Source organism: Hoeflea prorocentri (assembly GCF_027944115.1).
Lineage (GTDB): Bacteria > Pseudomonadota > Alphaproteobacteria > Rhizobiales > Rhizobiaceae > Hoeflea_A > Hoeflea_A prorocentri.
Genome location: NZ_JAPJZI010000001.1, coordinates 3,170,979 through 3,190,475 on the forward strand (window position 1 = coordinate 3,170,979; position 19,497 = coordinate 3,190,475).

Annotated in this window: 15 protein-coding genes; 5 read left to right on the forward strand and 10 right to left on the reverse strand. The window is 59.8% G+C overall.

Features of this window, described 5'->3' with window-relative positions:
- Window positions 1–32 precede the first annotated feature (32 nt).
- A complete protein-coding gene (locus OQ273_RS14840; RefSeq protein WP_425493420.1) occupies window positions 33–1,199 on the forward strand; it encodes a branched-chain amino acid ABC transporter permease in 1,167 nt (388 codons plus the stop codon).
- A 60-nt stretch (window positions 1,200–1,259) separates the two neighbouring features.
- Here the strand turns inward: OQ273_RS14840 and OQ273_RS14845 are convergent, their stop codons facing one another.
- The 6 genes from OQ273_RS14845 to OQ273_RS14870 all read right to left on the reverse strand — a co-directional run bounded on the left by OQ273_RS14845 (window position 1,260) and on the right by OQ273_RS14870 (window position 9,366).
- On the reverse strand, window positions 1,260–2,465 hold the full coding sequence (locus tag OQ273_RS14845) for an ABC transporter substrate-binding protein (RefSeq protein ID WP_267991274.1): 1,206 nt from the start codon (window positions 2,463–2,465) through the stop codon (window positions 1,260–1,262).
- Window positions 2,466–2,677: 212 nt separating this feature from the next.
- Window positions 2,678–3,562, reverse strand: coding sequence for a DMT family transporter (locus OQ273_RS14850; protein ID WP_267993111.1), 885 nt, complete (start codon window positions 3,560–3,562; stop codon window positions 2,678–2,680).
- Between the two features lie 44 nt (window positions 3,563–3,606).
- The gene (locus OQ273_RS14855) at window positions 3,607–4,536 is read right to left on the reverse strand and encodes a dimethyl sulfoxide reductase anchor subunit family protein (RefSeq protein ID WP_267991275.1); all 930 of its coding nucleotides are present in this window, start codon (window positions 4,534–4,536) and stop codon (window positions 3,607–3,609) included.
- A gap of 5 nt (window positions 4,537–4,541) precedes the next feature.
- Window positions 4,542–5,282: a 4Fe-4S dicluster domain-containing protein gene (locus OQ273_RS14860; RefSeq protein WP_267991276.1), complete on the reverse strand. Its 741-nt coding sequence runs from the start codon at window positions 5,280–5,282 to the stop codon at window positions 4,542–4,544.
- Complete coding sequence (locus tag OQ273_RS14865) at window positions 5,279–8,158, reverse strand: molybdopterin oxidoreductase family protein (protein ID WP_267991277.1); 2,880 nt, start codon at window positions 8,156–8,158, stop codon at window positions 5,279–5,281. Before OQ273_RS14865 ends, OQ273_RS14860 begins: the two co-directional genes overlap by 4 nt.
- 206 nt (window positions 8,159–8,364) lie before the next feature.
- On the reverse strand, window positions 8,365–9,366 hold the full coding sequence (locus OQ273_RS14870) for a LacI family DNA-binding transcriptional regulator (protein ID WP_267991278.1): 1,002 nt from the start codon (window positions 9,364–9,366) through the stop codon (window positions 8,365–8,367).
- Between the two features lie 163 nt (window positions 9,367–9,529).
- On the opposite strand from OQ273_RS14870, the gene OQ273_RS14875 reads away from it, so the two are divergent.
- From OQ273_RS14875 to OQ273_RS14890, 4 genes are all read left to right on the forward strand, one after another.
- The gene (locus OQ273_RS14875) at window positions 9,530–11,860 is read left to right on the forward strand and encodes a trimethylamine N-oxide demethylase (protein WP_267991279.1); all 2,331 of its coding nucleotides are present in this window, start codon (window positions 9,530–9,532) and stop codon (window positions 11,858–11,860) included.
- Window positions 11,861–11,906: 46 nt separating this feature from the next.
- Window positions 11,907–12,869, forward strand: coding sequence for an ABC transporter substrate-binding protein (locus OQ273_RS14880; RefSeq protein ID WP_267991280.1), 963 nt, complete (start codon window positions 11,907–11,909; stop codon window positions 12,867–12,869).
- Between the two features lie 63 nt (window positions 12,870–12,932).
- A complete protein-coding gene (locus OQ273_RS14885; RefSeq protein WP_267991281.1) occupies window positions 12,933–14,021 on the forward strand; it encodes a quaternary amine ABC transporter ATP-binding protein in 1,089 nt (362 codons plus the stop codon).
- Window positions 14,008–15,513 (forward strand): ABC transporter permease, encoded by a 1,506-nt coding sequence (locus tag OQ273_RS14890; RefSeq protein ID WP_267991282.1) that lies wholly within the window; start codon window positions 14,008–14,010, stop codon window positions 15,511–15,513. The genes OQ273_RS14885 and OQ273_RS14890 overlap by 14 nt, the downstream gene beginning before the upstream one ends.
- 62 nt (window positions 15,514–15,575) lie before the next feature.
- Here OQ273_RS14890 and OQ273_RS14895 read toward each other — a convergent pair whose 3' ends face one another.
- The 4 genes from OQ273_RS14895 to OQ273_RS14910 all read right to left on the reverse strand — a co-directional run bounded on the left by OQ273_RS14895 (window position 15,576) and on the right by OQ273_RS14910 (window position 19,494).
- Entirely contained in the window at window positions 15,576–16,043 is a 468-nt protein-coding gene (locus tag OQ273_RS14895) for a DUF992 domain-containing protein (protein ID WP_267991283.1), read from the reverse strand.
- 213 nt (window positions 16,044–16,256) lie between these two features.
- On the reverse strand, window positions 16,257–17,735 hold the full coding sequence (locus OQ273_RS14900) for a mannitol dehydrogenase family protein (RefSeq protein ID WP_267991284.1): 1,479 nt from the start codon (window positions 17,733–17,735) through the stop codon (window positions 16,257–16,259).
- The gene (locus OQ273_RS14905; RefSeq protein WP_267991285.1) at window positions 17,723–18,493 is read right to left on the reverse strand and encodes an L-iditol 2-dehydrogenase; all 771 of its coding nucleotides are present in this window, start codon (window positions 18,491–18,493) and stop codon (window positions 17,723–17,725) included. The genes OQ273_RS14900 and OQ273_RS14905 overlap by 13 nt, the downstream gene beginning before the upstream one ends.
- Window positions 18,490–19,494 (reverse strand): ABC transporter ATP-binding protein, encoded by a 1,005-nt coding sequence (locus tag OQ273_RS14910; RefSeq protein ID WP_267991286.1) that lies wholly within the window; start codon window positions 19,492–19,494, stop codon window positions 18,490–18,492. Before OQ273_RS14910 ends, OQ273_RS14905 begins: the two co-directional genes overlap by 4 nt.
- Between the last annotated feature and the right edge of the window lie 3 nt (window positions 19,495–19,497).

A 19,497-nucleotide genomic window follows, 5' to 3' on the forward strand; every position in this document is an offset into this window, starting at 1 on the left:
TCCTCAGCCAGGGGCCCGTCTATTCGCTGCGCATGATGGTTGAGGCGGGATGTTATGCCATCATCGCCCTCGGCCTGACGATCCAGTGGGGGTATGCCGGCCTCTTTAATGTCGGCATCATGGGTTTCATCGCGGCGGGCGCCGCGACCTCCATGATCATGTCATTTCCCAGGAATGAGGATTTCTGGGCCTCTGCCGGGCCTTCCATGGTTGGACTGTTCATCGTCAAGCTGGTGCTTTGCGGCCTGGCGCTGTGGGCCGTCAACCGTTCGGCCACATGGGGATTGGGACCAAAACTGCGTGCGTTGCTGACGGCCGTCGTGATTGCCATCAGCTATCTGGTCCTTTCCGATCACATGGCGGCCATGTCCAACGAGATCGAGAGCGCGAGCGGCTGGATGGGCGGACTTGGTTTGCCCGTGGTCGTCGGATGGATCGTCGCAGGGATCATTGCGGGCGCCATTGCATGGTTTGTCGGCAAGATATGCCTCGGGCTGCGCGCCGACTACCTGGCCATCGCGACCCTCGGCATTGCCCAGATTATCAAGACATTCCTCAAGAATGCCGACTGGCTGACCCGTGGCACGCTGACCGTTTCGCCCCTGCCCTGGCCCGTCCAGACGCCATCAGACGGCGAGTTCATCTTCGCCCGCGCCTCCTATCTGACCGTCGTCGCAATCGCAATCGTCATCATCTACCTGTTGCTTCAACGCGCATATAACGCCCCGTGGGGCCGGATGATGCGGGCAATCCGCGACAATGAAAACGCAGCCTCTTCAATGGGCAAGAACGTCAACCGCCGCAGGCTTGAGATCTTCGTGCTCGGCTGTGTCCTGATGGGCTTCGGCGGGGCGGTCCTGATCCACTTCGCGTCGATCTACGACCCTTCCGGCTTTCTCGATCTCAACCACACATTCCTGGTCTGGGTGATGGTGATCCTCGGCGGCTCGGGCAATAATCGCGGCGCGATTTTCGGCGCGGTCTTTGTTTATATCATTTGGGTCATGTCCGAGCCGGTCGCCCTTTGGCTGTTCAGCATGATCGGCACTTACGGCGAGGCCTGGCTGGGCTGGGAGCCGCCGTCAGACCTTGCCAGCCGCGCCCTGCAAATGAGGGTGTTCGTCATCGGCCTGACCATCACGCTGGTGTTGCGGTTCGCTCCGCAAGGAGTGTTGCCCGAACGTCAGGCGCGACATTAATGCAAACATAAAAAAGGCCCGGATCGCTCCGGGCCTTTTCAATTTATTTGAAGCAGCGCCTTACTCGGCGACACCAGTGCTCATGATCTTGCCGTCTTCGATGGCAATGGTCTCATATGTACCGGGCACATCGCCATTTTCGTCAAAGGACTGCGGGCCGGCAGCGCCCTCGTAGTTGATGTCCTTACCGGCTGCGATCAGCTCTTTTGCCTTTTTCCACTCGGTCGGCAGGATTACCTCTCCCGGAGCGTTGGCGACACTGCTGACCTGAGCAGCGATCGCGGCGCGATCGGTGCTGCCTGCCTTCTCGGCAGCCAGGGCCAGAATGAAGGCTGCGTCGTAGCTGTTGGAAACAAAGGTTCCGTTGGCATCCACATCGGCTGCCGATGCCGCGACGGCGAATGCATCCGCACCCGGCAGATCCGGCGTCGAGGGACGGGTCATGATGATCTTGCCGCCTGCGGCGGGAACATTGTCGGCGAGTGTTTGAGACACCATACCGTCACCACCATAGAAGACGTCAAAATCGCCACCTTCGAGCGCCTGCCGCAGGACCGTCTGACCTGATCCGTCGGCATAGGCCAGAATGACCAATGCTTCAGCACCGGTTGCGGAAAGCGAACCGATCTCGGCGCGATAGTCAGCCTTGCCGTCTTCATGCGCTTCGGACGCGGCAACGGTGCCACCTGCTGCTGTGAAGGCAGCAGAAAATGCATCCGCAAAACCCTTGCCATAGTCGTTGTTCACATAGGTGACGGCGACATTCTTCTTGCCGGCAGCCTGAACGACCCGGGCCAGTACACCACCCTGATAGGCATCAGACGTCGCGGTGCGGAAAACAAGCCCCTTGTCGTCCAGCGTGGTGAGCGCCGGAGACGTGGAAGCCGGTGAGATCATCGCAACACCACCCGGAATACCGGCATTGTTTGCTGCGGAAATCGTTGCGCCGGAGCACAGGGCGCCGACAATTGCCACGACATTATCAACGTTGACGACGCGGTCGGCCGCGTCGGCCGCCTTTGTGGCATCGGCGCATGTGGTATCGGCGACAATGAGTTCAATGGTCTTGCCGTCCAGAAGACCGCCTTGTTCATTGACATGTTTCACCGCCAGATTGGCACCATCAATGATCGGCGGGACGAGAGATTCGATCGGGCCGGTAACGCCGCCCAGGAAACCGAACTTGACGTCCGCTGCCGTTGCTGCGCCCGACAATCCTGCCAGGGCCACGCTCGCGGCGAGCACCATCTTGAGTTTTGGAAACATATTCTGATTACTCCCATAGATATGGGCCGGTTTTTCCGGCCCTCGTTCCGTTAAAACGGTTCCTTTCCGCCAAGCCACGGAAAGTTAAGGGCAATCATAACGAAACAATTGCGGGTGGAAAGTCGAAAATTCAGTCTTGGTATACAACCGTAGCGAAATATGGTCGCAGGCTCGATCGGCCACGGTGAGCACATTCTGCGCGCAATTCAGGCTCAGGCCGACGCCTGTTCGGGCCGATTGGTCAGATAGACACCCGCAACCACAATGATCGTTCCGGCAATCATCGGCCCGGAGAGCCTTTCACCGAAGAGCAGGAAGGCCTCGATCGCAACCGCCGGAGGAACAAGATAGATGAGGGAGGCTGCGCGCGAGACCTGCCCCCGCCGGATCAGATAAAGAAGCAGGGCGACGGCGCCTATGGACAAGCCGAATACGGACCACAGCATGGTGAGCGTGGTTTCGACATTCCAGACCATGCGCATGTCCTCCAGCAGCAGGGCCAGAGGCAGAGTAAAGGCCAATGCACCGACATATTGGAGCGTAACGGTCGAGCGCAGGTCCGCTGATTGCAGAAACCGCTTCTGATAGATCGTGCCCGCCGTTACGCCAAACATACCCACGATGTTAACCGCAAGGGGGATGAGCGCTGTCACGATTTGCGATGTCTCCAGCATGACGATGCGCGGAACGATGGCTATCAGAAGACCCGCCAGGCCAAGGACAATACCCAGCCATTGCCCCCGCGTCAGGCGTTCGCCCACGATAAACGGTGCAGACAATGCCGTCAGCAGTGGTTGCAAAGCGGCAATAAGGCCGGAAAGGGATGCCGGCACACCGTTAGCAATTGCCCACCAGACACCACCGAGATAAATGCCGTGGAGCAACACGCCCGAAACCATGGCATGGCCCCATGCCGCCGGGGAAGCCGGCCAGTTTGCGCGCATCGCCAAACACAATGTGAGCAAAGCCGCGGCGGCAGCTATGTAGCGTATGCTCAAGAACGTCAGCGGATCGGCATATGGCGCGGCGTAACGGGCGGAGATCCAGCCCGTCGACCACAAAAGGACGAACAGCGCCGGCGCCAGGCGGGCAAGAATCATTTAACGGCGGTCTCCGGATGTGGAGGCTAAAAAAACCCGCTCTAAGTGTTCCCGCCACCATAGTAAAGCGAAACCGCATGCTCGGCTTCGGCAAAGAACAGCCAGCGCTCGACAAAAAGACCGGCCATCATCAAAAGGAATGCCGGAAGCAGCCACAGCGTCGTGCCGGAGAAAACCCACACGGCAAGCGCGATGAGCAACGGAAGCGCTGCACCGACGAGGAGCGCAATCATTCGCAGCTTTGCCGCATGTTTGCGGCCGACAACATGGACCATCTCGCGCGTCAGGTAATTCTCGCCGCTGTGCGGACGCTCAAGCAGACGCACCTTGCCGATGGCGCCCAATCCCGTTGCCGTTTCAACGGTCGAGCCAGCCTGCTCAAGGCTGGCGTTTTCGGCGTGTTTCCACCAGGCATATTTGCAAGCCCATGCGGCAAGAATGGCAACAAAGGCGACTCCGGCGGCACCCGATCCGCCAGCGGCCAGTCCGTTAAGCACCGCGGCCAGAAGGAAGCCGCTGGCCAGCGAAAACAAGAGATAGCAGGCGGGCGTCAGCCCGGTATTCCATCGCGGTACGGTCTTCAGCTGCGCGTAGATCATGGCCGTCGTATAGACGGTGACCAGCGCGCCGAGCGCAACAAGCAGACCGAGAATGAGCGGCCGTTCGCCGCTGATCATCCAGATGAGCGCGTAAAGCGCGAACAGGACAAGTGTTGCCACCGACATGACGCCTTCGCGCGACAGCCATGAGGACCGCCACTGCGAAAAGGCACGCCATGCGCGTTCGGGGTGACCAAGGTGAAAGGTGGAGGACACCAGGCCGACCACGCAAAGGGCGGCCGCCAGCAGCGGAATAAAAAACGCTGCGGCAAGACCAGCCGGAAGCGGCAGTCCGGCGCCGATCATTGCGATCAGGCCAAAACCGGCTCCGGAGGTGACAGTAAAGAAAATGACGGAGATTGCCGGATGCATATGACCTACCCCAGCCTTTCGAGGGCCTGATCGAGCCAGCCGAGGAACCCGCCGGGGGGTTCCTGTGCAGCCGGGGCGGCTACCGGAGCGCTATCAGGTTTGGTTTTGGGACGGGGCGGCAGATATTTATTGACCGGCGCGGTGCCCATTTCCGGCATCAGGTCCATACCGCCGCGCTCGGCAACGAGCTGTGACACATCCGACTGCGGGTCGGACAGGTCGCCAAAGTGCCGCGCGCCAGCAGGACAGGTGCGTACGCATGACGGAACGCGGTCTTCCTCCGGTATATTGTCGTTGTAGATGCGGTCGACACACAGCGTGCATTTTTTCATCACGTTCTCGACCGGGTCCATCTCGCGCGCGCCGTAGGGGCAGGCCCAGGCGCAAAGACCACAGCCGATGCACATGGATTCATCGACGAGGACGATACCGTCCTCGGACCGTTTGTAGCTGGCGCCCGTCGGACAGACCGTCACGCACGGCGCATCGGCGCAATGCAAGCAGGATTTCGGGAAATGAACAATGGAGGCCGGCGCATCCTCTGGGCTGACCTCGAATGTATGGATACGGTTGAGGAACGAGCCGACCGGCTCGTCGCCATAGGGATCAAGATCGGCAAGCGGCGCGCCATAACCGCCCGTGTTCCACTCCTTGCAGCTGATGACGCAGGCATGGCAGCCCACACAGGTGTCAAGGTCGATAACAAGACCAAGCGCCTTGTCCGTTGATTGGGGAAGACTGGTCATTTGATCTCCTCCCATTCATGCCCGTAGGCAAGTTCGTCGGGCGGCTTCGCCAGAGCATCCTTCTGGGGTGCATATTGCGGCAGGGAGACCGAATTGTCGCCGGCCTCCGCCTTCTCGATGCGCACCCGCAGATCGAACCAGGCTGCCTGGCCGGTGATCGGGTCGGAGTTCGACCAGCGCAGCCCATCGGCCTTCGGCGGCAGCAATTCGTGGATCAGATGGTTCAGCAGGAAACCCTCTTTGGCTTCGGGCGCGTTTTCGTCGAGCGTCCAGGCGCCGGAGCGTTTGCCGATCGCGTTCCAGGTCCACATGGTCTTACCGTTCAGCGCCTCCATGCGCCGCACAGGCACCTTGATCTTTCCATGGTGGGATATGACCCAGGCCCAGTCACCGTCCTGAAGACCGGCCTCATCGCAAATCGCGCCCGGCACATAGAGCGGATTGGTGCCGTGAATCTGGCGCAGCCAGGCGTTCTGGGAGCCCCAGGAGTGATACATGGCTGCCGGCCGTTGGGTGATCGCGTGGTGCGGGAACTCCACTTCCGAGATACCTTCACCCTCAAAGGGCGGATACCAAAGCGGCAGGGGATCGAACGTGGCCTTTATGCGTTCGCGATGTGTATCCGGCGGTTGGCGTTTTCCATGGCCTTCCGCCGCCAACTGGAATTTGCGCAGCGGCTCCAGATAAAGCTGGAAGACATTTTCCACCGGACCGTCCTGCAGCCCCATCTCTATGGCCCAATCCGACCAGGCCTTGTTGGCGTGCTTGAAGTATTGCGCCTCGGCAGGAACGTGCGCCTCGAAGAAACCGCCATTCTCGATGTAGCGATTGATCTGGCCCGGATTGGGGTCGCCGCGCCCGTGGGTTCCGCCCTTCTCCCCGCGCCAGCCGGCAAGCGGCCCAACGCCCGGCCGACGCTGGTGATTGACCATGTAGTCGGCATAGTCGGCATAAAGCGCGCTGCCGTCTTCCTTGACCATTCCGGGCAGGCCAAGACGTGCGCCGAGATCCAGCAATACGGACTGAAACCCGCGTACATCACGTCCCTTTCCCTGCGTTGCCGGGTCGACAACCGGCCAACGGATGGAATCGGCAAGTGCATCGGGTTCGGAAATCGGGCGGTCAAGCAGCGAGATGCAATCATGCCGCTCCAGATAGGTGGTATCCGGCAACACCAGATCGGCATAGGCGACCATTTCGGAGTTATAGGCATCAGCGTAGATGATTTTCGGAATACGGTAATTGCCGTCTGCGTCCTTGTCGGAAAGCATTTTCATCACGCCGTCGGAATTCATCGAGGAATTCCACGACATATTGGCCATATACATGAAAAGCACGTCGATGGAGTAGGGATCGCCGGCATGCGCGTTGGAGATCACCATATGCATCAGGCCGTGAGAGGACATCGGCGCATCCCAGCTGAACGCCTTGTCGATGCGCAGCGGTGTGACGCCATCTTCCTCCAGCAGCATATCGTCGGGACCGCGCAGGAAGCCGAGATGCGGCCCGGGCAGCGGTTCGCCCGGCTTATTGCCGGCATGCGGCTTGGGTTGTCCTTCGACCGGCCTTGGATAAGGCGGTTTGAAGCGGAAGCCGCCGGGACAGTCGATCGAACCCAGGAGGATCTGCAGCATGTGCAGAGCCCGGCAGGTCTGGAAGCCGTTGGAATGGGCCGATATCCCACGCATGGCGTGGAAGGCGACCGGCCGTCCGATCATACGATCGTGCTTCTCGCCTTTCATATCGGTCCAGGGCTGTTCGACGACCACTTCCTTCTCGAAAGCCGCCTCGGCGATTTCCGCCGCCAGCCTGCGGATCTGTGCCGCGGGAACGCCGGTGGCATCAGCCACATTCTCCGGGGCGTAGTCATCGCTCAGATATTTTTCCGCCAGTAACTCAAATGCAGGCCGGGCCTTGCGGCCATCGGCGAGCGTTGCGCTGCCCTTCAGGGCCGGCTTCACGCCAGCCTCCTTTGAAGACACGCAATTGCCCGTGCCGCGGTCCATTACCAGCGGCTCTCCGGCTTCGTTGCGGGCAATCAGGCCATGATCGGCCGCGCCCTCATCGTCAATGACCAGCCAGGGCGCATTGGTGTAGCGAATGAGATAGTCGACATCGATTTTTCCCGCCTTGAGCAGCTCATGAACCATGGCGAGGATAAACAGGCCATCCGTACCTGGGGTAATGCCGACCCATTCATCGGCAACGGCATTGTAGCCGGTGCGTACCGGATTGACGCCGATCACCTTGACGCCGCGTTCCTTCAGGCGGCCCAGGCCCATTTTGATCGGGTTTGAATCGTGATCCTCGGCAACACCGAAAATCATGAACAGCTCGGTCTTTTCCCAGTCCGGCGCGCCGAACTCCCAGAACGCACCGCCGAACGTATAGATGCCGCCCGCCGCCATGTTGACGGAACAAAAACCGCCATGGGCGGCAAAATTGGGCGTACCATATTGCTGCGCCCACCAGCCCGTCAGCGACTGGCTCTGATCGCGACCGGTAAAGAAGGCCAGCCTTTTCGGGTCACGCTGACGGACCTCGCCCAACCATTCGCCTGCAAGCGATAGCGCCTCGCTCCACTCGATTTCCTTGAACTCGCCCGAGCCGCGCTCACCCGTGCGCAGCAGCGGCTTGTTGAGCCGGGCCGGCGAATAGTGCTGCATGATGCCGGCCGATCCCTTGGCGCACAGGACACCTTTGTTGATCGGATGATCCCGGTTGCCCTCGATGTAACGGATTTTCGGCTGACCGTCCTCGCCGCTGCGTATATGGACATTGATGCCGCAACGGCACGCGCACATGTAGCAGGTGGTTTTGCGTATTTCGTCGGAGACATGGGGCGATAGTTCCAAATCGTGTCCATCTGCGCCCATCAAACGCCTCCCTCAAGACAGAATAATCGCCATATGGCGTGTCGCAATATAAGCATTCTTGTTGTACCGGCGCCATTGGGCGGCACCATTAAGTTCAAGGTAATAGAAAACCCACTGGCACGCCGGGAGGACCAGCGCTGTCAAACACAGGGAACCAGAAGCGCGATTGCCCGGCAAAATCAACGTTCATTGAGGCTAACTCGGCGTCATTCAGCCGGGCTTGCCACCGATGCGCGCTCAACAATTGAAGCCTCCAGCCTTGCCGTGCGGATCGGCTTGTCCTCGTCAAGCAACCCGGCCAGTGACGTCGCCACCAAGGCGCCCATGCGGGCCGTCGGCAGGCGCACGGTGGTGAGCGGCGGCGTGCTGTTGGCGGCCCAGTCAAGATCATCACACCCCATGAGGGATATATCTTTCGGAATGGTCAGACCGCGCCGGTTGCATTCAAAGAGAACACCAAGCGCAATCACATCGGAGAGACAAAGGACGGCGGAGAAATCCTGGGTGCCATCAAGAAGTGCGCGCGCGCCTTCAACACCGCCTTCAACGTCCAGCGCCGTTTCCTGCAGGATTACCGACACGCCGGCCCGGCGCGCACCGTTCTCCACACCGGCAATTCTGAGCCGCGTGCGGTCATTGTCCGATTTAGGGCCGTGCAGGACGGCGATGCGGCGATGGCCAACTGATGCCAGATGAGTGACGGCCGCACGCCCAATATCGCAATTGTCATAACCGACTGCGGGAAGACCGTTGGCAGTCTCGCACACGCTGGTGCACACGGCCGGAACGCCGGCTGCATCAAGCCGTGCAAGCAGAGCCTGGCTGTGTTCGGCGCCGGAAAGGATCAGGGCTTCGGCGCCCATATCCATCAATTCGCCGACACGGCGTTCCTCGGCTTCCGGCTCGCCCTCCGTTGTGGCGATGACCAGCGCGTAGCCGAACTGGGCCAGTTCCCGCTCCACCGCGTTGAGAAACCGAGCGAAAATCGAGTGCGCGAGCGTTGGCACCACCGCGCCGATCGTTCGGGTGCGTTTCGTGGCAAGCGCCCTTGCCGCCGGATTGGGTTTGTATCCGGCGGCCCTGATCGCTTCGAGCACCCGCTCTCTCGTGTCCTTGTTGACATTGTCGGCGTTGTTGAGGACGCGCGAGATCGTCGCAACCGACAAACCGGTTGCCTGAGCCAATCCGCGCACGCCGGTTTTCTTCATCAAAGCCCCTGCCCCCTTCGCCCGACCCGCGAGCAAATTTCCAGACATTCACAGCCCTCTGGCGTCACAACTAACATATTTAACCGCAAAGTCATTGACTCATGTAACCGTTTCCATCTTAATGTGTAACCGGTTACATCAATGCCGACTACTCGGCGAGGACATGATTGTGCAGGTATTCGCCCCAAGTTCCGGCGGCTTACACACACCCGGTATCCGGTATGTCGGTTTTTCCGGCGACGCGGCAAACGCCAGCCTTGAAGTGCGCTGCGGTGAAGCCCGGATGCTCAAGGCAGATGCCGGTGATCTGATTACAATCACGAACATCGATGGCGGTGCAACGATCCTCATTGCGGCGCTGGGAAATGACGGTGCCAACGCACTGTCCGGGTTGGGGCTTGAACGGCCAGACGGCCCGGTCGAGGCGCCGGTCGGGTTTGACCGCACCCAGCTTGGCGGCTGGCTTCAGGCGCACGGTTTCGACCTGCCGGCGATTGAATTCACCCGGGTGTTTTCAAGGCAAACACCGGCAGCCGAACGCTTCACGATCCGGGTGAGCGGTGCATGCACCGTCTGGCTTGCCGCACCTGTCAGCGAGGAGACGATCCTTGCAGGCGGCGGAGGCACCTTCCTTGCCGAGATCAAACGCGCAGTGAACAGGCAGGAACTGCCCGATCCCATCGGAGAAATCCGCGATGAATTCCGTGTCGACAGCGGCACCGCACGCGCCTACGAGATTCGCAAGGGTGATTTTGTCCAGATCATCGACGTCCAGGGCCGGCAGTGCTCAGACTTCATGGCCATGCGGGCGGATGCGCTGGAAAACGGCGTCGAGCGTTACATCGATTCAACGGTCACCCGCACCTTTTCGGGAGGCGCCTATCCCGGCCCCGGATTGTTCGACAAGTTTCTCGATCAGGATATGCAGCCGCTTCTGTCGGTTGTACAGGACACGGTGGGGCGGCACGATACCTTTGCCCTGGCCTGCACCGCGCGCGGCTACGAGGAGCGCGGCTTTCCGGGCCATCTGAATTGCTCCGACAATATTTCCGGGGTTTTCGAACCCTATGGGATTGCGAAGCGAAGCGCATGGCCGGCCATCAATTTTTTCTTTAACTCCAGCATACTTCCAACCGACAACCGATTGCGGATCGATGAAGCCTGTTCACGGCCCGGCGACCATGTGACCATGCGCGCGCTGACGGACCTTGTGTGCGTCAGCACGGCCTGCCCGGACGATATCGACCCGATCAATGGCTGGAATCCCACGGATATTCATGTGCGTATTTACAAGCCGGACCGCCCCATCAGGCGGGCAATTGCCCATCGGCCATTCAACGACAGCGAGGTTTCCATGACCCGTGAGAGCGCATTCAATGCGCGCACGAGTGCACTGACACGTTCGTTTCAGGTGGCGCGGGATCTGTGGCTTCCGACCAGTTTCGAAAGTACACGCGCCATAGACGAATACTGGGCCTGCAGGAATGCGGTGACGATCCAGGACATGTCGTCGCTGCTCAAATACGACATTGTCGGACCGGATGCCGAGCGGCTGCTGCAAAAATGCCTGTCGCGGAACATTGCCCGGCTGTCTGTCAACCGGGGTGTCTATGCCCTGGTCACCTCGCATAGCGGCACGGTCCTTGATGACGGGACGCTGTTCCGGCTGGCGCCGGACCTGTTTCGCTGGTGCTGCGGCTCGGAGGAGAGCGCACGCCATCTGCGCGAGACGGCTGAACAGGACGGATTGAAGGTATGGATCAAGGCCCACGGCTCGTCCATGCCGAACCTTGCCCTGCAGGGACCAAAGAGCCGCGAACTTCTGGAACGCGTCGTCTTCACGCAACCCCATCAACCTGCCCTTGAAGCCGTCAAATGGTTCGGCTTTACCATCGCCCGCCTGCGCGACCGCAACGGTCCGGCCTTCATGCTGACGCGCACCGGATTTACCGGCGAGCTTGGATACGAGATTTTCTGCACGCAGGATGCGGCGCTGACAATCTGGGATACACTGATGGAGACGGGTGCGGACCTTGGTATCACGCCCATGGGCCTCGACGCCTTGGCGACCATCCGGATCGAAGCCGGTTTCATGGCCGCTGGCGCCGAATTCACAGCCGATACGGATGCCTATGAGGCCGGACTTGGATTTGCGGTAGACATGAAAAAAGGTCCGTTCATCGGCCGGGAGGCCCTTGAACGCAACGCCGCCGCGCCGCGCCGCAAACTTGTCGGTCTCCTGTTCGACGGCAATGAAGTGCCACAGCACGGCGACCCGCTCCTCATCGGCCGTCAGCAGGTCGGCACGATAACGAGCGCAACACGCTCGCCGCAGCTCGGCTGTGCAATCGCAATGGCGCGCATTGCGGTCGAGCACGCACAGGAGCAGACACAAATCGAGGTCGGGCAGCTTGACGGGCACAGCAAACGGCTGGCAGCGACCATTACCGGCATACCCTTTGTCGATCCGAAACGTGAACGAGCGAGGGCATAGGCAGTTTTAAACAGGGAAGAGCATTAGAGAAGAAGGGAACATAAGAATGAAGAGACTCATACTCGCGGCATGTTTCGCCGCAACAACGAGCCTTAGCGCACATGCCGCATCCGACACCGTCATGATCGGGGAACCGAGTTGGCCGGGCGCAAAGATCATCGCCAATCTGATCAAGGTGGTCATTGAGGAAAAACTCGGCGGCCAGGCAGAACTGGTGCCGGGCACCAATCCGGTGATTTTTGCGGCGATGGACGGCGGACGCGGAGACATTGACGTGCATCCGGATGTCTGGCTGCCGAACCAGAAAAGCCTGACCGACGAATATGTCGACGGGAAAGGCACGGTCGGCCTTTCGTCCGGCGCCTATGAAGGCCGCTCCGGCTTTTGTGTCCCGAGCTACATGGCGGAAGAGCATAACATCAAATCCGTGTTCGATCTTGCCACGCCTGAAGCCCAGGAACTGTTCGATGCAGATGGTGACGGAAAAGGTGAGATCTGGGTCGGCGCATCCGGCTGGGCATCCACCAATGTCCACAAGGTCAAAGCCCGCGACTACGGGATTGAGACATTCCTTGAGCCCGGCACGGAAGACGAAACGGTCTTCTATGCCAAGCTCAAGGACGTTGTCGCGCAAAAGAAAGGCGCAGTGTTTTACTGCTACAAGCCTCACTATGTGCATGCCCTTTACGACGTGACCATGCTGGAAGAGCCGGAGCACGATCCCGAAACCTACAAGATCGTGCAGCCGGACGCCGACGCGGACTGGTACGACAAGTCGAAAATCACATCGGGCGACTCCGTCAAATCCGTTCGCATCGCTCATTCGAAGTCGCTTGAAGAACGCGCACCGGACGCAGCCAAACTGCTTGCCAATATGGAGCTGAACTCCGATGACGTCTCGGCCTGGACCTTTGAGGTCGTGGTCAACGGCAAGGAGCCGGAAGACGTGGTCAGGGCCTGGGTTCAAGAGAATGGCCCAGCGGTGGACGCCTGGCTGGGCATCAAGTAAGCAATACATCGAGCCTGCGGCCACTGCGGCCGCAGGCATTATCTATTTGAGGGGATCGGTCCTATGGAAAACAGCCGTGACGACCACCCGATCATCGCCCGCAACGTCTGGAAAATCTTCGGGGAACGAGCGCAGGAAGCCCATGCGGCAATCCTGTCCGACAATCTTTCCAAGGCGGAAGTACTAGAGCAGTTCGGCTGCGTCATCGGCGTTGCCGATGCGAGCTTTTCGATAGAAGAGGGCGAGATCTTCTGCATCATGGGTTTGTCGGGATCCGGTAAATCCACCCTGGTGCGACATGTCAACAGATTGCTGGAGCCGACGGCGGGAGAGATCCTGATCGAAGGCAGTGACGTGACCAAGCTGAACGAGAGCCAGTTGCGTGACCTTCGCAACCAGAAGGTCGCGATGGTCTTTCAGAATTTCGGCCTCATGCCGCACCGCACGGTGCGCGACAATGTGGCCATGCCATTGGAAATTCGCGGCGCTTCCAAGCGCCAACGCTGGTCGGAGGCCGACCGCGTGCTCGACATGGTCAATCTGACCGGCTGGGAAGACAAATACGCCCATGAGCTTTCGGGCGGCATGCAACAACGTGTCGGCCTGGCACGCGCACTTGCCTGCAATCCGGGCATCCTGTTGATGGACGAGCCGTTCTCGGCCCTCGATCCGCTCATCCGCCGGCAGTTGCAGGACCAGTTCATGGACCTTTCGGCGACCTTGAAGAAAACGACGATCTTCATCACCCACGATCTCGACGAAGCGATCCGGATCGGCAACCGTATCGCTATCATGAAGGACGGTCGGATCGTCCAGACCGGTACGCCGGAAGACATCGTGATGAACCCGGCCGACGACTATGTCGCGGACTTCGTGGCCGGCATATCCAAGCTTGACCTTGTCTATGCCCATTCAATCATGGTGCCGATGCAAGGTTACGAGAGCGAACACGGCCCGGTGCCGGGTGATGCATCGAGAACCTCTCACAACAGCGACCTGAACGAGCTGATCAACGTTGCGGTCGAAACGGAAGGACCGATCGTCATCGAGGGCGATGACGGCGCAGCCATCGGCATCGTCGACCGGACCCGGCTCATGCGAGCCATTCAGGGTAATCGCAAGCAGGAGGCCGCAGCCAATGAGCCCGCGTGACAGCGCAGACAGCGCCCTGGAGAACCTCGTCAGCAAATTTGCCGGCAGCAATGCCGCATACTATACGCGTCAGTTCTCCTATCTGAGTGAAGCGCCCGGCTTTCGGGTGAGTTTCAACTGGATGGCGGCCATTGCAAGCCCCGTCTGGTTCGGTGCACGCGGCCTTTGGTCGTGGTTCCTGATGTTCCTGCTGGTCGAAACCTTCGCCTATATCCAGATCTTCCGCGGACTGCTCGGCAATCTTGGCCAGGATCAGCTTGAACGGGCGGAGGCCATCAGCCGAACCCTTGCGACAAGGATGGAGCAAATCGCCGCCGCCCGGGAATCGGGTGCAAGCAGCCTTGAAGCGCTGGAACGCGCGGCTGAATCTCTGCAACGCGCCTATGATGGTGCGCTTGCGGCGGCCGAGGCCGCGTCCGGCGATGCGGCCATGCTGATTGTCGTCGGCCTTGTCTTGTTGCTGGTGGCCAAATTGGCAGCGGCAATCACAGCCAACTGGGCACTGGAGACCCGCTTTACCCGCTGGCGGTCCGATCCGTCACTGGCGAGCGGCCTTTCGATGAACCGGACCCTTGCGGCACTGGCAATCTTCCTTTGTGTTGCCGGGCTTTCGGCTGTTCGGTTCGCCCGGCCCGATATCGTTCCCCTCCTCCTGGACTTTCCGACCGACAAGAACTTCAGGATCGCGACGGCGGACTGGATCAAGGACGGGTTTGATTGGGCCAAGCGCAGCGGCGCCGATTTCTTCAATGCCATCACGCTGGGCGTGCGATCCCTGCTCGACGGGCTTGAGATTGTCTTCGTCGGCACACCGTGGCCGGTGATCATGATCTTTGTCGGCATGCTTGCCTGGCTGACGGGCGGGAGCCGCGTCGCGATCTTCACAATCGCCGCGCTCGCCTATCTCGGCATTCTGGGTTTCTGGGAAAAGGCGATGACAACGATCTCGCTGCTCGGCGCAGCGGCGATGGTGTCGATCACACTTGGTATTCCGCTCGGCATCTTGTGCGCGCGCCGGCCGAAGCTCTTCGCGGTGATCCGCCCGATCCTCGATTTCATGCAATCGATGCCGTCATTCGTCTACCTGATCCCGGTGATCGCGTTTTTCGGCGCCGGCAAGCCTGCGGCCATCGTCGCAACGCTGATCTTCGGTTCACCGCCGGTTGTCCGGCTGACGGTTCTGGGTTTGCAGCAGGTACCGGCAACCGTACGAGAGGCGGCCCTCGCCTTCGGTGCCACGCCGGCCTATCTGCTGTTCAAGGTCGATTTGCCGCTTGCCGCCCGAACCATCATGGCGGGGGTCAACCAGACGATCCTGATGTCCCTTGCAATGGTTGTGGTTGCGTCGCTGATCGGCGCGAAGGGGCTGGGCGAGGATGTTCTGGAAGCACTGCAGTTTGCATCGGAAGGCCAAGGTATTCTGGCCGGATTGGCGATCCTGTTCTGTGCTTTGATCCTTGACCGTATTGTTGCCGGAAAACCGCAGAAATAAAGCGGTTGCCGGGATCGGATGAGACGACCGTTTCGCCCATTTAGGGCGAAACGGTCAAAGTACTAGTTCACAGATCTCAGCGTGAAGCGCGACACGCCGGCGGCAATATTCAGCCCGGTCTGAACCTGAAGGTTGACCGGCTGCAACGAGATCGAATTCTCGAACCCGCCAAGCAGAACATTGGCACCTGCGCCAACCACAACAGTGGCTTCCGCCGAAACGCCGACATAGGTTCCGTTCAATGCACCCTGGGGTACCGGCTTGCTGGGCGCAAACACCAGCCAGACCAGTTCGGTTGTCTCGGCCTTGCCGATGTCGAGGCCGATTTTCTCAATCGATCCATCATAGCGTTCGGTCGTGCCGTTGATCGAGGTATAGGTGCACCCCAACGTCTTGTCAGATGCAAGAATATAACGAGCGGAGTCGGCGACAGAACAGGCCAGCTGGCCGATCTTGACGCGCTCTGCGGCAGAGGCGGGCATGGCGGTTATTGCGGCCGCGAACAGGGCCGCCAGTGTCAGTTTCTTCATTTTCCAAATGCTCCTGGGTTCGGATCGCACGGCACAACGCCGAGCCTCCGATTGAAATTGGCCTTAGACGCCGCAATTATGATCGCGATAAGGCAAAATCAAGCGGTTGCGGCGAATTGCTCACAAAAGGCCTGACAATGCCAGCCGCACCGCCAAATCCCGCTGCTTATGGTTTTCAAAAACTTACAAAGGCGATCTCGGAGAGTTGGGTGATCAGCCGTCCAGGTAAATGCGCATGGCATTGGCGCTGCCGCCGTACCAGATTAGGGAAAGCCACCGTTCGAAGGCCCTGACAAATTGCTGTTCTTCAACAAGATCGCCGTAAAACTGACTTTGTTCGAGCCACGCGGCCGGGCGCTGACGCGCGGCGCGTGCTGCGGTCTGAAGCTCGTCCCATAGCGGATCATTTGGCTTGATGAGGGAGCCGTCTTCACGCGTGCCTTCGCACATGCGCGCCCACAGCGCCTCAACCAGGGCGAGGCCCTCGACCGGCGTGCCGGCGGACAGGCCATCACGCAGGACCGGCAGCACGAAGCCCGTGTGCCGGGCCGAGCCGTCGAAGGCAACACGGCGAGTCGTATCGACGATGGCAGGGTTTGAGAAGCGCCGGTCGATGAGGTCGATATAGTCCTGCGGTGTCATACCGGGCACCGGTTTGACATGCGGTGCGATCTCCTCCGATTGAACCTTGCGGAAAAGGCCATTGATGAGTGGATGCGCCATACAATCCGAAATGGTCTCAACCGACAGGATCTCGCCCGGATTGGCGATGATCTGGTGTCCGGCATTCAGCATCCGGATCTTCATTGCCTCATAGTCGTGGACATTGTCTGTAATGGTCGCTCCGACCCGTTCCCAATCCGGCCGGCCGGCACAGAAATTGTCCTCAATCACCCATTGGCGGTACTTTTCATGCGTGACCGGCACGCGGTCGTCGATGCCAAGCCCGCGCACCAGATCGAGTTCCTTATCGCCGGTTGTCGGCACGATGCAGTCGACCATTGAATTGGGGAAACTGCAGTGCGTGTCGATCCAGTCGGCAAGCTCCGGATCGCTCAGCCCGGCAAGCGAAACCACCGCCTGGCGCAAGATCTCACCATTGGCCTGCAGGTTGTCACAGCTTTGTCCAGTGAATGGCAAGAGGCCACGCCGGCGACGGATATCCAGTGCCGCAACCATCGCGCCGAAAGCGGTACGCGGTGCCTGCGGATTGGCGGCATCATGCAGGATATCGGGATGTGTCGCATCAAAACTGCCGCTTGCCGGGTCGAGATAATATCCCCCCTCGGTTACTGTCAGCGTGACAATGCGGATCGCGGGTTCGGCCAGTTGTTCAATAAGCGCGCGATTGTCCTTTTCCACCGGTGCATAGCCCGTCATTGAACCGATCACCTCTGCCGATGGGCCTGAAGAATCGAGTTCGATCAGCGTGGTAAGGCAATCCTGCGCCAGAAGTTTTTCGCGCTGCCTGGCATCATGCGGGCGAACGCCGGCGCCGATGATCGACCAATCCTGACACAATCCCATGTCAAAGAGCCGGTGGAGATACCAGGCCTGATGCGCGCGGTGAAAATTTCCAAGGCCGATATGCACTATGCCGGGCGTGAGGGCAGACCGGTCGTATTTCGGCACCCTGACCGTCTCCGGCAGGCTTGAAAGGGTGGCGTCCGAAAGCGGCGTCAGCTCATCCATTGTCCACCATCGACATTATAGGTCTGTGCAACGACGTAGTCGGCTTCTTTGCTGGCCAGAAAGACGGCCATGCCGGTGAGATCTTCGGCCTTGCCCATCCTGCCATAGGGCACAGCTTCGCCAACTTCTTTCTTCTTCTGTCCCGGACGTTTGTTCTCATATTTAGCAAAGAAGGCGTCGACACCGTCCCAGTGCTCGCCATCCACCACGCCGGGTGCGATGGCGTTCACATTGATGCCGTGGCGAATAAGATCCAGGCCGGCGGATTGCGTCAGGCTGATGACCGCCGCTTTTGTCGCGCAATAGACGGCGACAAGCGCCTCGCCGCGCCGGCCGGCCTGGCTGGCCATGTTGATGATCTTGCCGCCGCCGCGGTCCTTCATGTGCTTTGCCACGGCCTGCATGGTGAACAGCGTGCCGCTGACATTGATATCGAAAACCCGCTGATAGTCATTGCGTTCGATTTCGACGATGGGCGCCGCGGTGAAGACCGCCGCGTTGTTGACAAGGATATCGACGCCGCCGAGGACGGAGATGGTTTCGTCTAAGGCCTTGTCGATGCTCTCCTGGCGCGTGACATCCATATGCACGGCCATTGCAGCCTGGCCGATATTGGCGGCCTCGCTGCGGGCCCTTTCGATATCGATATCTGCAATCGCAACGCGCGCACCTTCACCCACATAAGCCTTGGCGAATTCCAGTCCGATGCCTCGTGCGGCTCCGGTAATCAGTGCCGTTTTTCCTTCGAGCCGTTTCATGCGATGCGCAGGCCCTCGGCGTCGAATTTCTGAATCTGATCAGGGCGCGGCGTCAGATGAATGCTGTCGCCGTGACGGAAGCTCACCTCGCCGGGCGCACGCACCGTGATTGTTTCGGCAAGACCGGTCTCGTGGATATGAAAGAAGGTGTCGGAGCCGAGATGTTCGGCAACGCCGACTTTACCCTGCCACGTTCCATCGCCCTGAGCCACGTCGATATGCTCGGGCCGCACGCCGATCGTGTGGGCGTTGTGTTTCGCAGCCTCTGACCCGTCGATAAGATTCATCTTTGGCGAGCCGATGAAACCGGCGACAAAGAGATTGGCCGGTTTGCGATACAGTTCTAGAGGCGAGCCGACCTGTTCGATATGGCCCGCGCGCAGAACCACAATCTTGTCGGCCATAGTCATGGCCTCCACCTGGTCGTGCGTGACATAGATCATCGTTGTTTCAAGCCGGTTGTGCAGTTCGCTTATTTCAAGGCGCATTCCGACCCGGAGCGCGGCGTCCAGGTTGGACAATGGCTCATCGAACAGAAAGGCCGCCGGTTCACGCACGATGGCGCGGCCGATGGCGACGCGCTGCCGCTGGCCGCCCGACAATTGCCCCGGGCGGCGGTCGAGATAGTCCGTCAGGTTGAGCGCTGCAGCAGCCTGCTCGATCCGGCGGTCCTGTTCAGCCTGATCAATTTTCGCCATACGCATCGGAAATGCGATGTTCTTGCGCACGCTCATGTGCGGATAGAGCGCATAGGACTGGAACACCATCGCCAGGCCGCGCTTGGCGGGTGGAATATTGGTGGCGTCCGTGCCGTCGATCTTGATCGTGCCGGAGGTGAGATCTTCCAGTCCGGCAATCAGCCGCAACAGTGTGGACTTGCCGCAGCCGGACGGTCCGACAAAGACCGCGAACTCGCCATCTTCGATCGTCAGGTCCAGAGGTGGGATCACCTCGACATCACCGAATTTCTTGGTGACTTTTTCAAGCTTGATCTGTCCCATGAT

Excerpts from the sequence above, each read along its gene's own strand:
- OQ273_RS14895 (WP_267991283.1), bottom strand. The coding sequence starts at position 16,043 with ATGAAGAAACTGACACTGGCGGCCCTGTTCGCGGCCGCAATAACCGCC.
- OQ273_RS14855 (WP_267991275.1), bottom strand. The coding sequence starts at position 4,536 with ATGCATCCGGCAATCTCCGTCATTTTCTTTACTGTCACCTCCGGAGCC.
- OQ273_RS14905 (WP_267991285.1), bottom strand. The coding sequence starts at position 18,493 with ATGAAACGGCTCGAAGGAAAAACGGCACTGATTACCGGAGCCGCACGA.
- OQ273_RS14865 (WP_267991277.1), bottom strand. The coding sequence starts at position 8,158 with ATGGGCGCAGATGGACACGATTTGGAACTATCGCCCCATGTCTCCGAC.
- OQ273_RS14910 (WP_267991286.1), bottom strand. The coding sequence starts at position 19,494 with ATGGGACAGATCAAGCTTGAAAAAGTCACCAAGAAATTCGGTGATGTC.
- OQ273_RS14900 (WP_267991284.1), bottom strand. The coding sequence starts at position 17,735 with ATGGATGAGCTGACGCCGCTTTCGGACGCCACCCTTTCAAGCCTGCCG.
- OQ273_RS14845 (WP_267991274.1), bottom strand. The coding sequence starts at position 2,465 with ATGTTTCCAAAACTCAAGATGGTGCTCGCCGCGAGCGTGGCCCTGGCA.
- OQ273_RS14875 (WP_267991279.1), top strand. The coding sequence starts at position 9,530 with ATGATTGTGCAGGTATTCGCCCCAAGTTCCGGCGGCTTACACACACCC.
- OQ273_RS14885 (WP_267991281.1), top strand. The coding sequence starts at position 12,933 with ATGGAAAACAGCCGTGACGACCACCCGATCATCGCCCGCAACGTCTGG.
- OQ273_RS14870 (WP_267991278.1), bottom strand. The coding sequence starts at position 9,366 with ATGAAGAAAACCGGCGTGCGCGGATTGGCTCAGGCAACCGGTTTGTCG.
- OQ273_RS14860 (WP_267991276.1), bottom strand. The coding sequence starts at position 5,282 with ATGACCAGTCTTCCCCAATCAACGGACAAGGCGCTTGGTCTTGTTATC.
- OQ273_RS14840 (WP_425493420.1), top strand. The coding sequence starts at position 33 with ATGATGGTTGAGGCGGGATGTTATGCCATCATCGCCCTCGGCCTGACG.
- OQ273_RS14890 (WP_267991282.1), top strand. The coding sequence starts at position 14,008 with ATGAGCCCGCGTGACAGCGCAGACAGCGCCCTGGAGAACCTCGTCAGC.
- OQ273_RS14880 (WP_267991280.1), top strand. The coding sequence starts at position 11,907 with ATGAAGAGACTCATACTCGCGGCATGTTTCGCCGCAACAACGAGCCTT.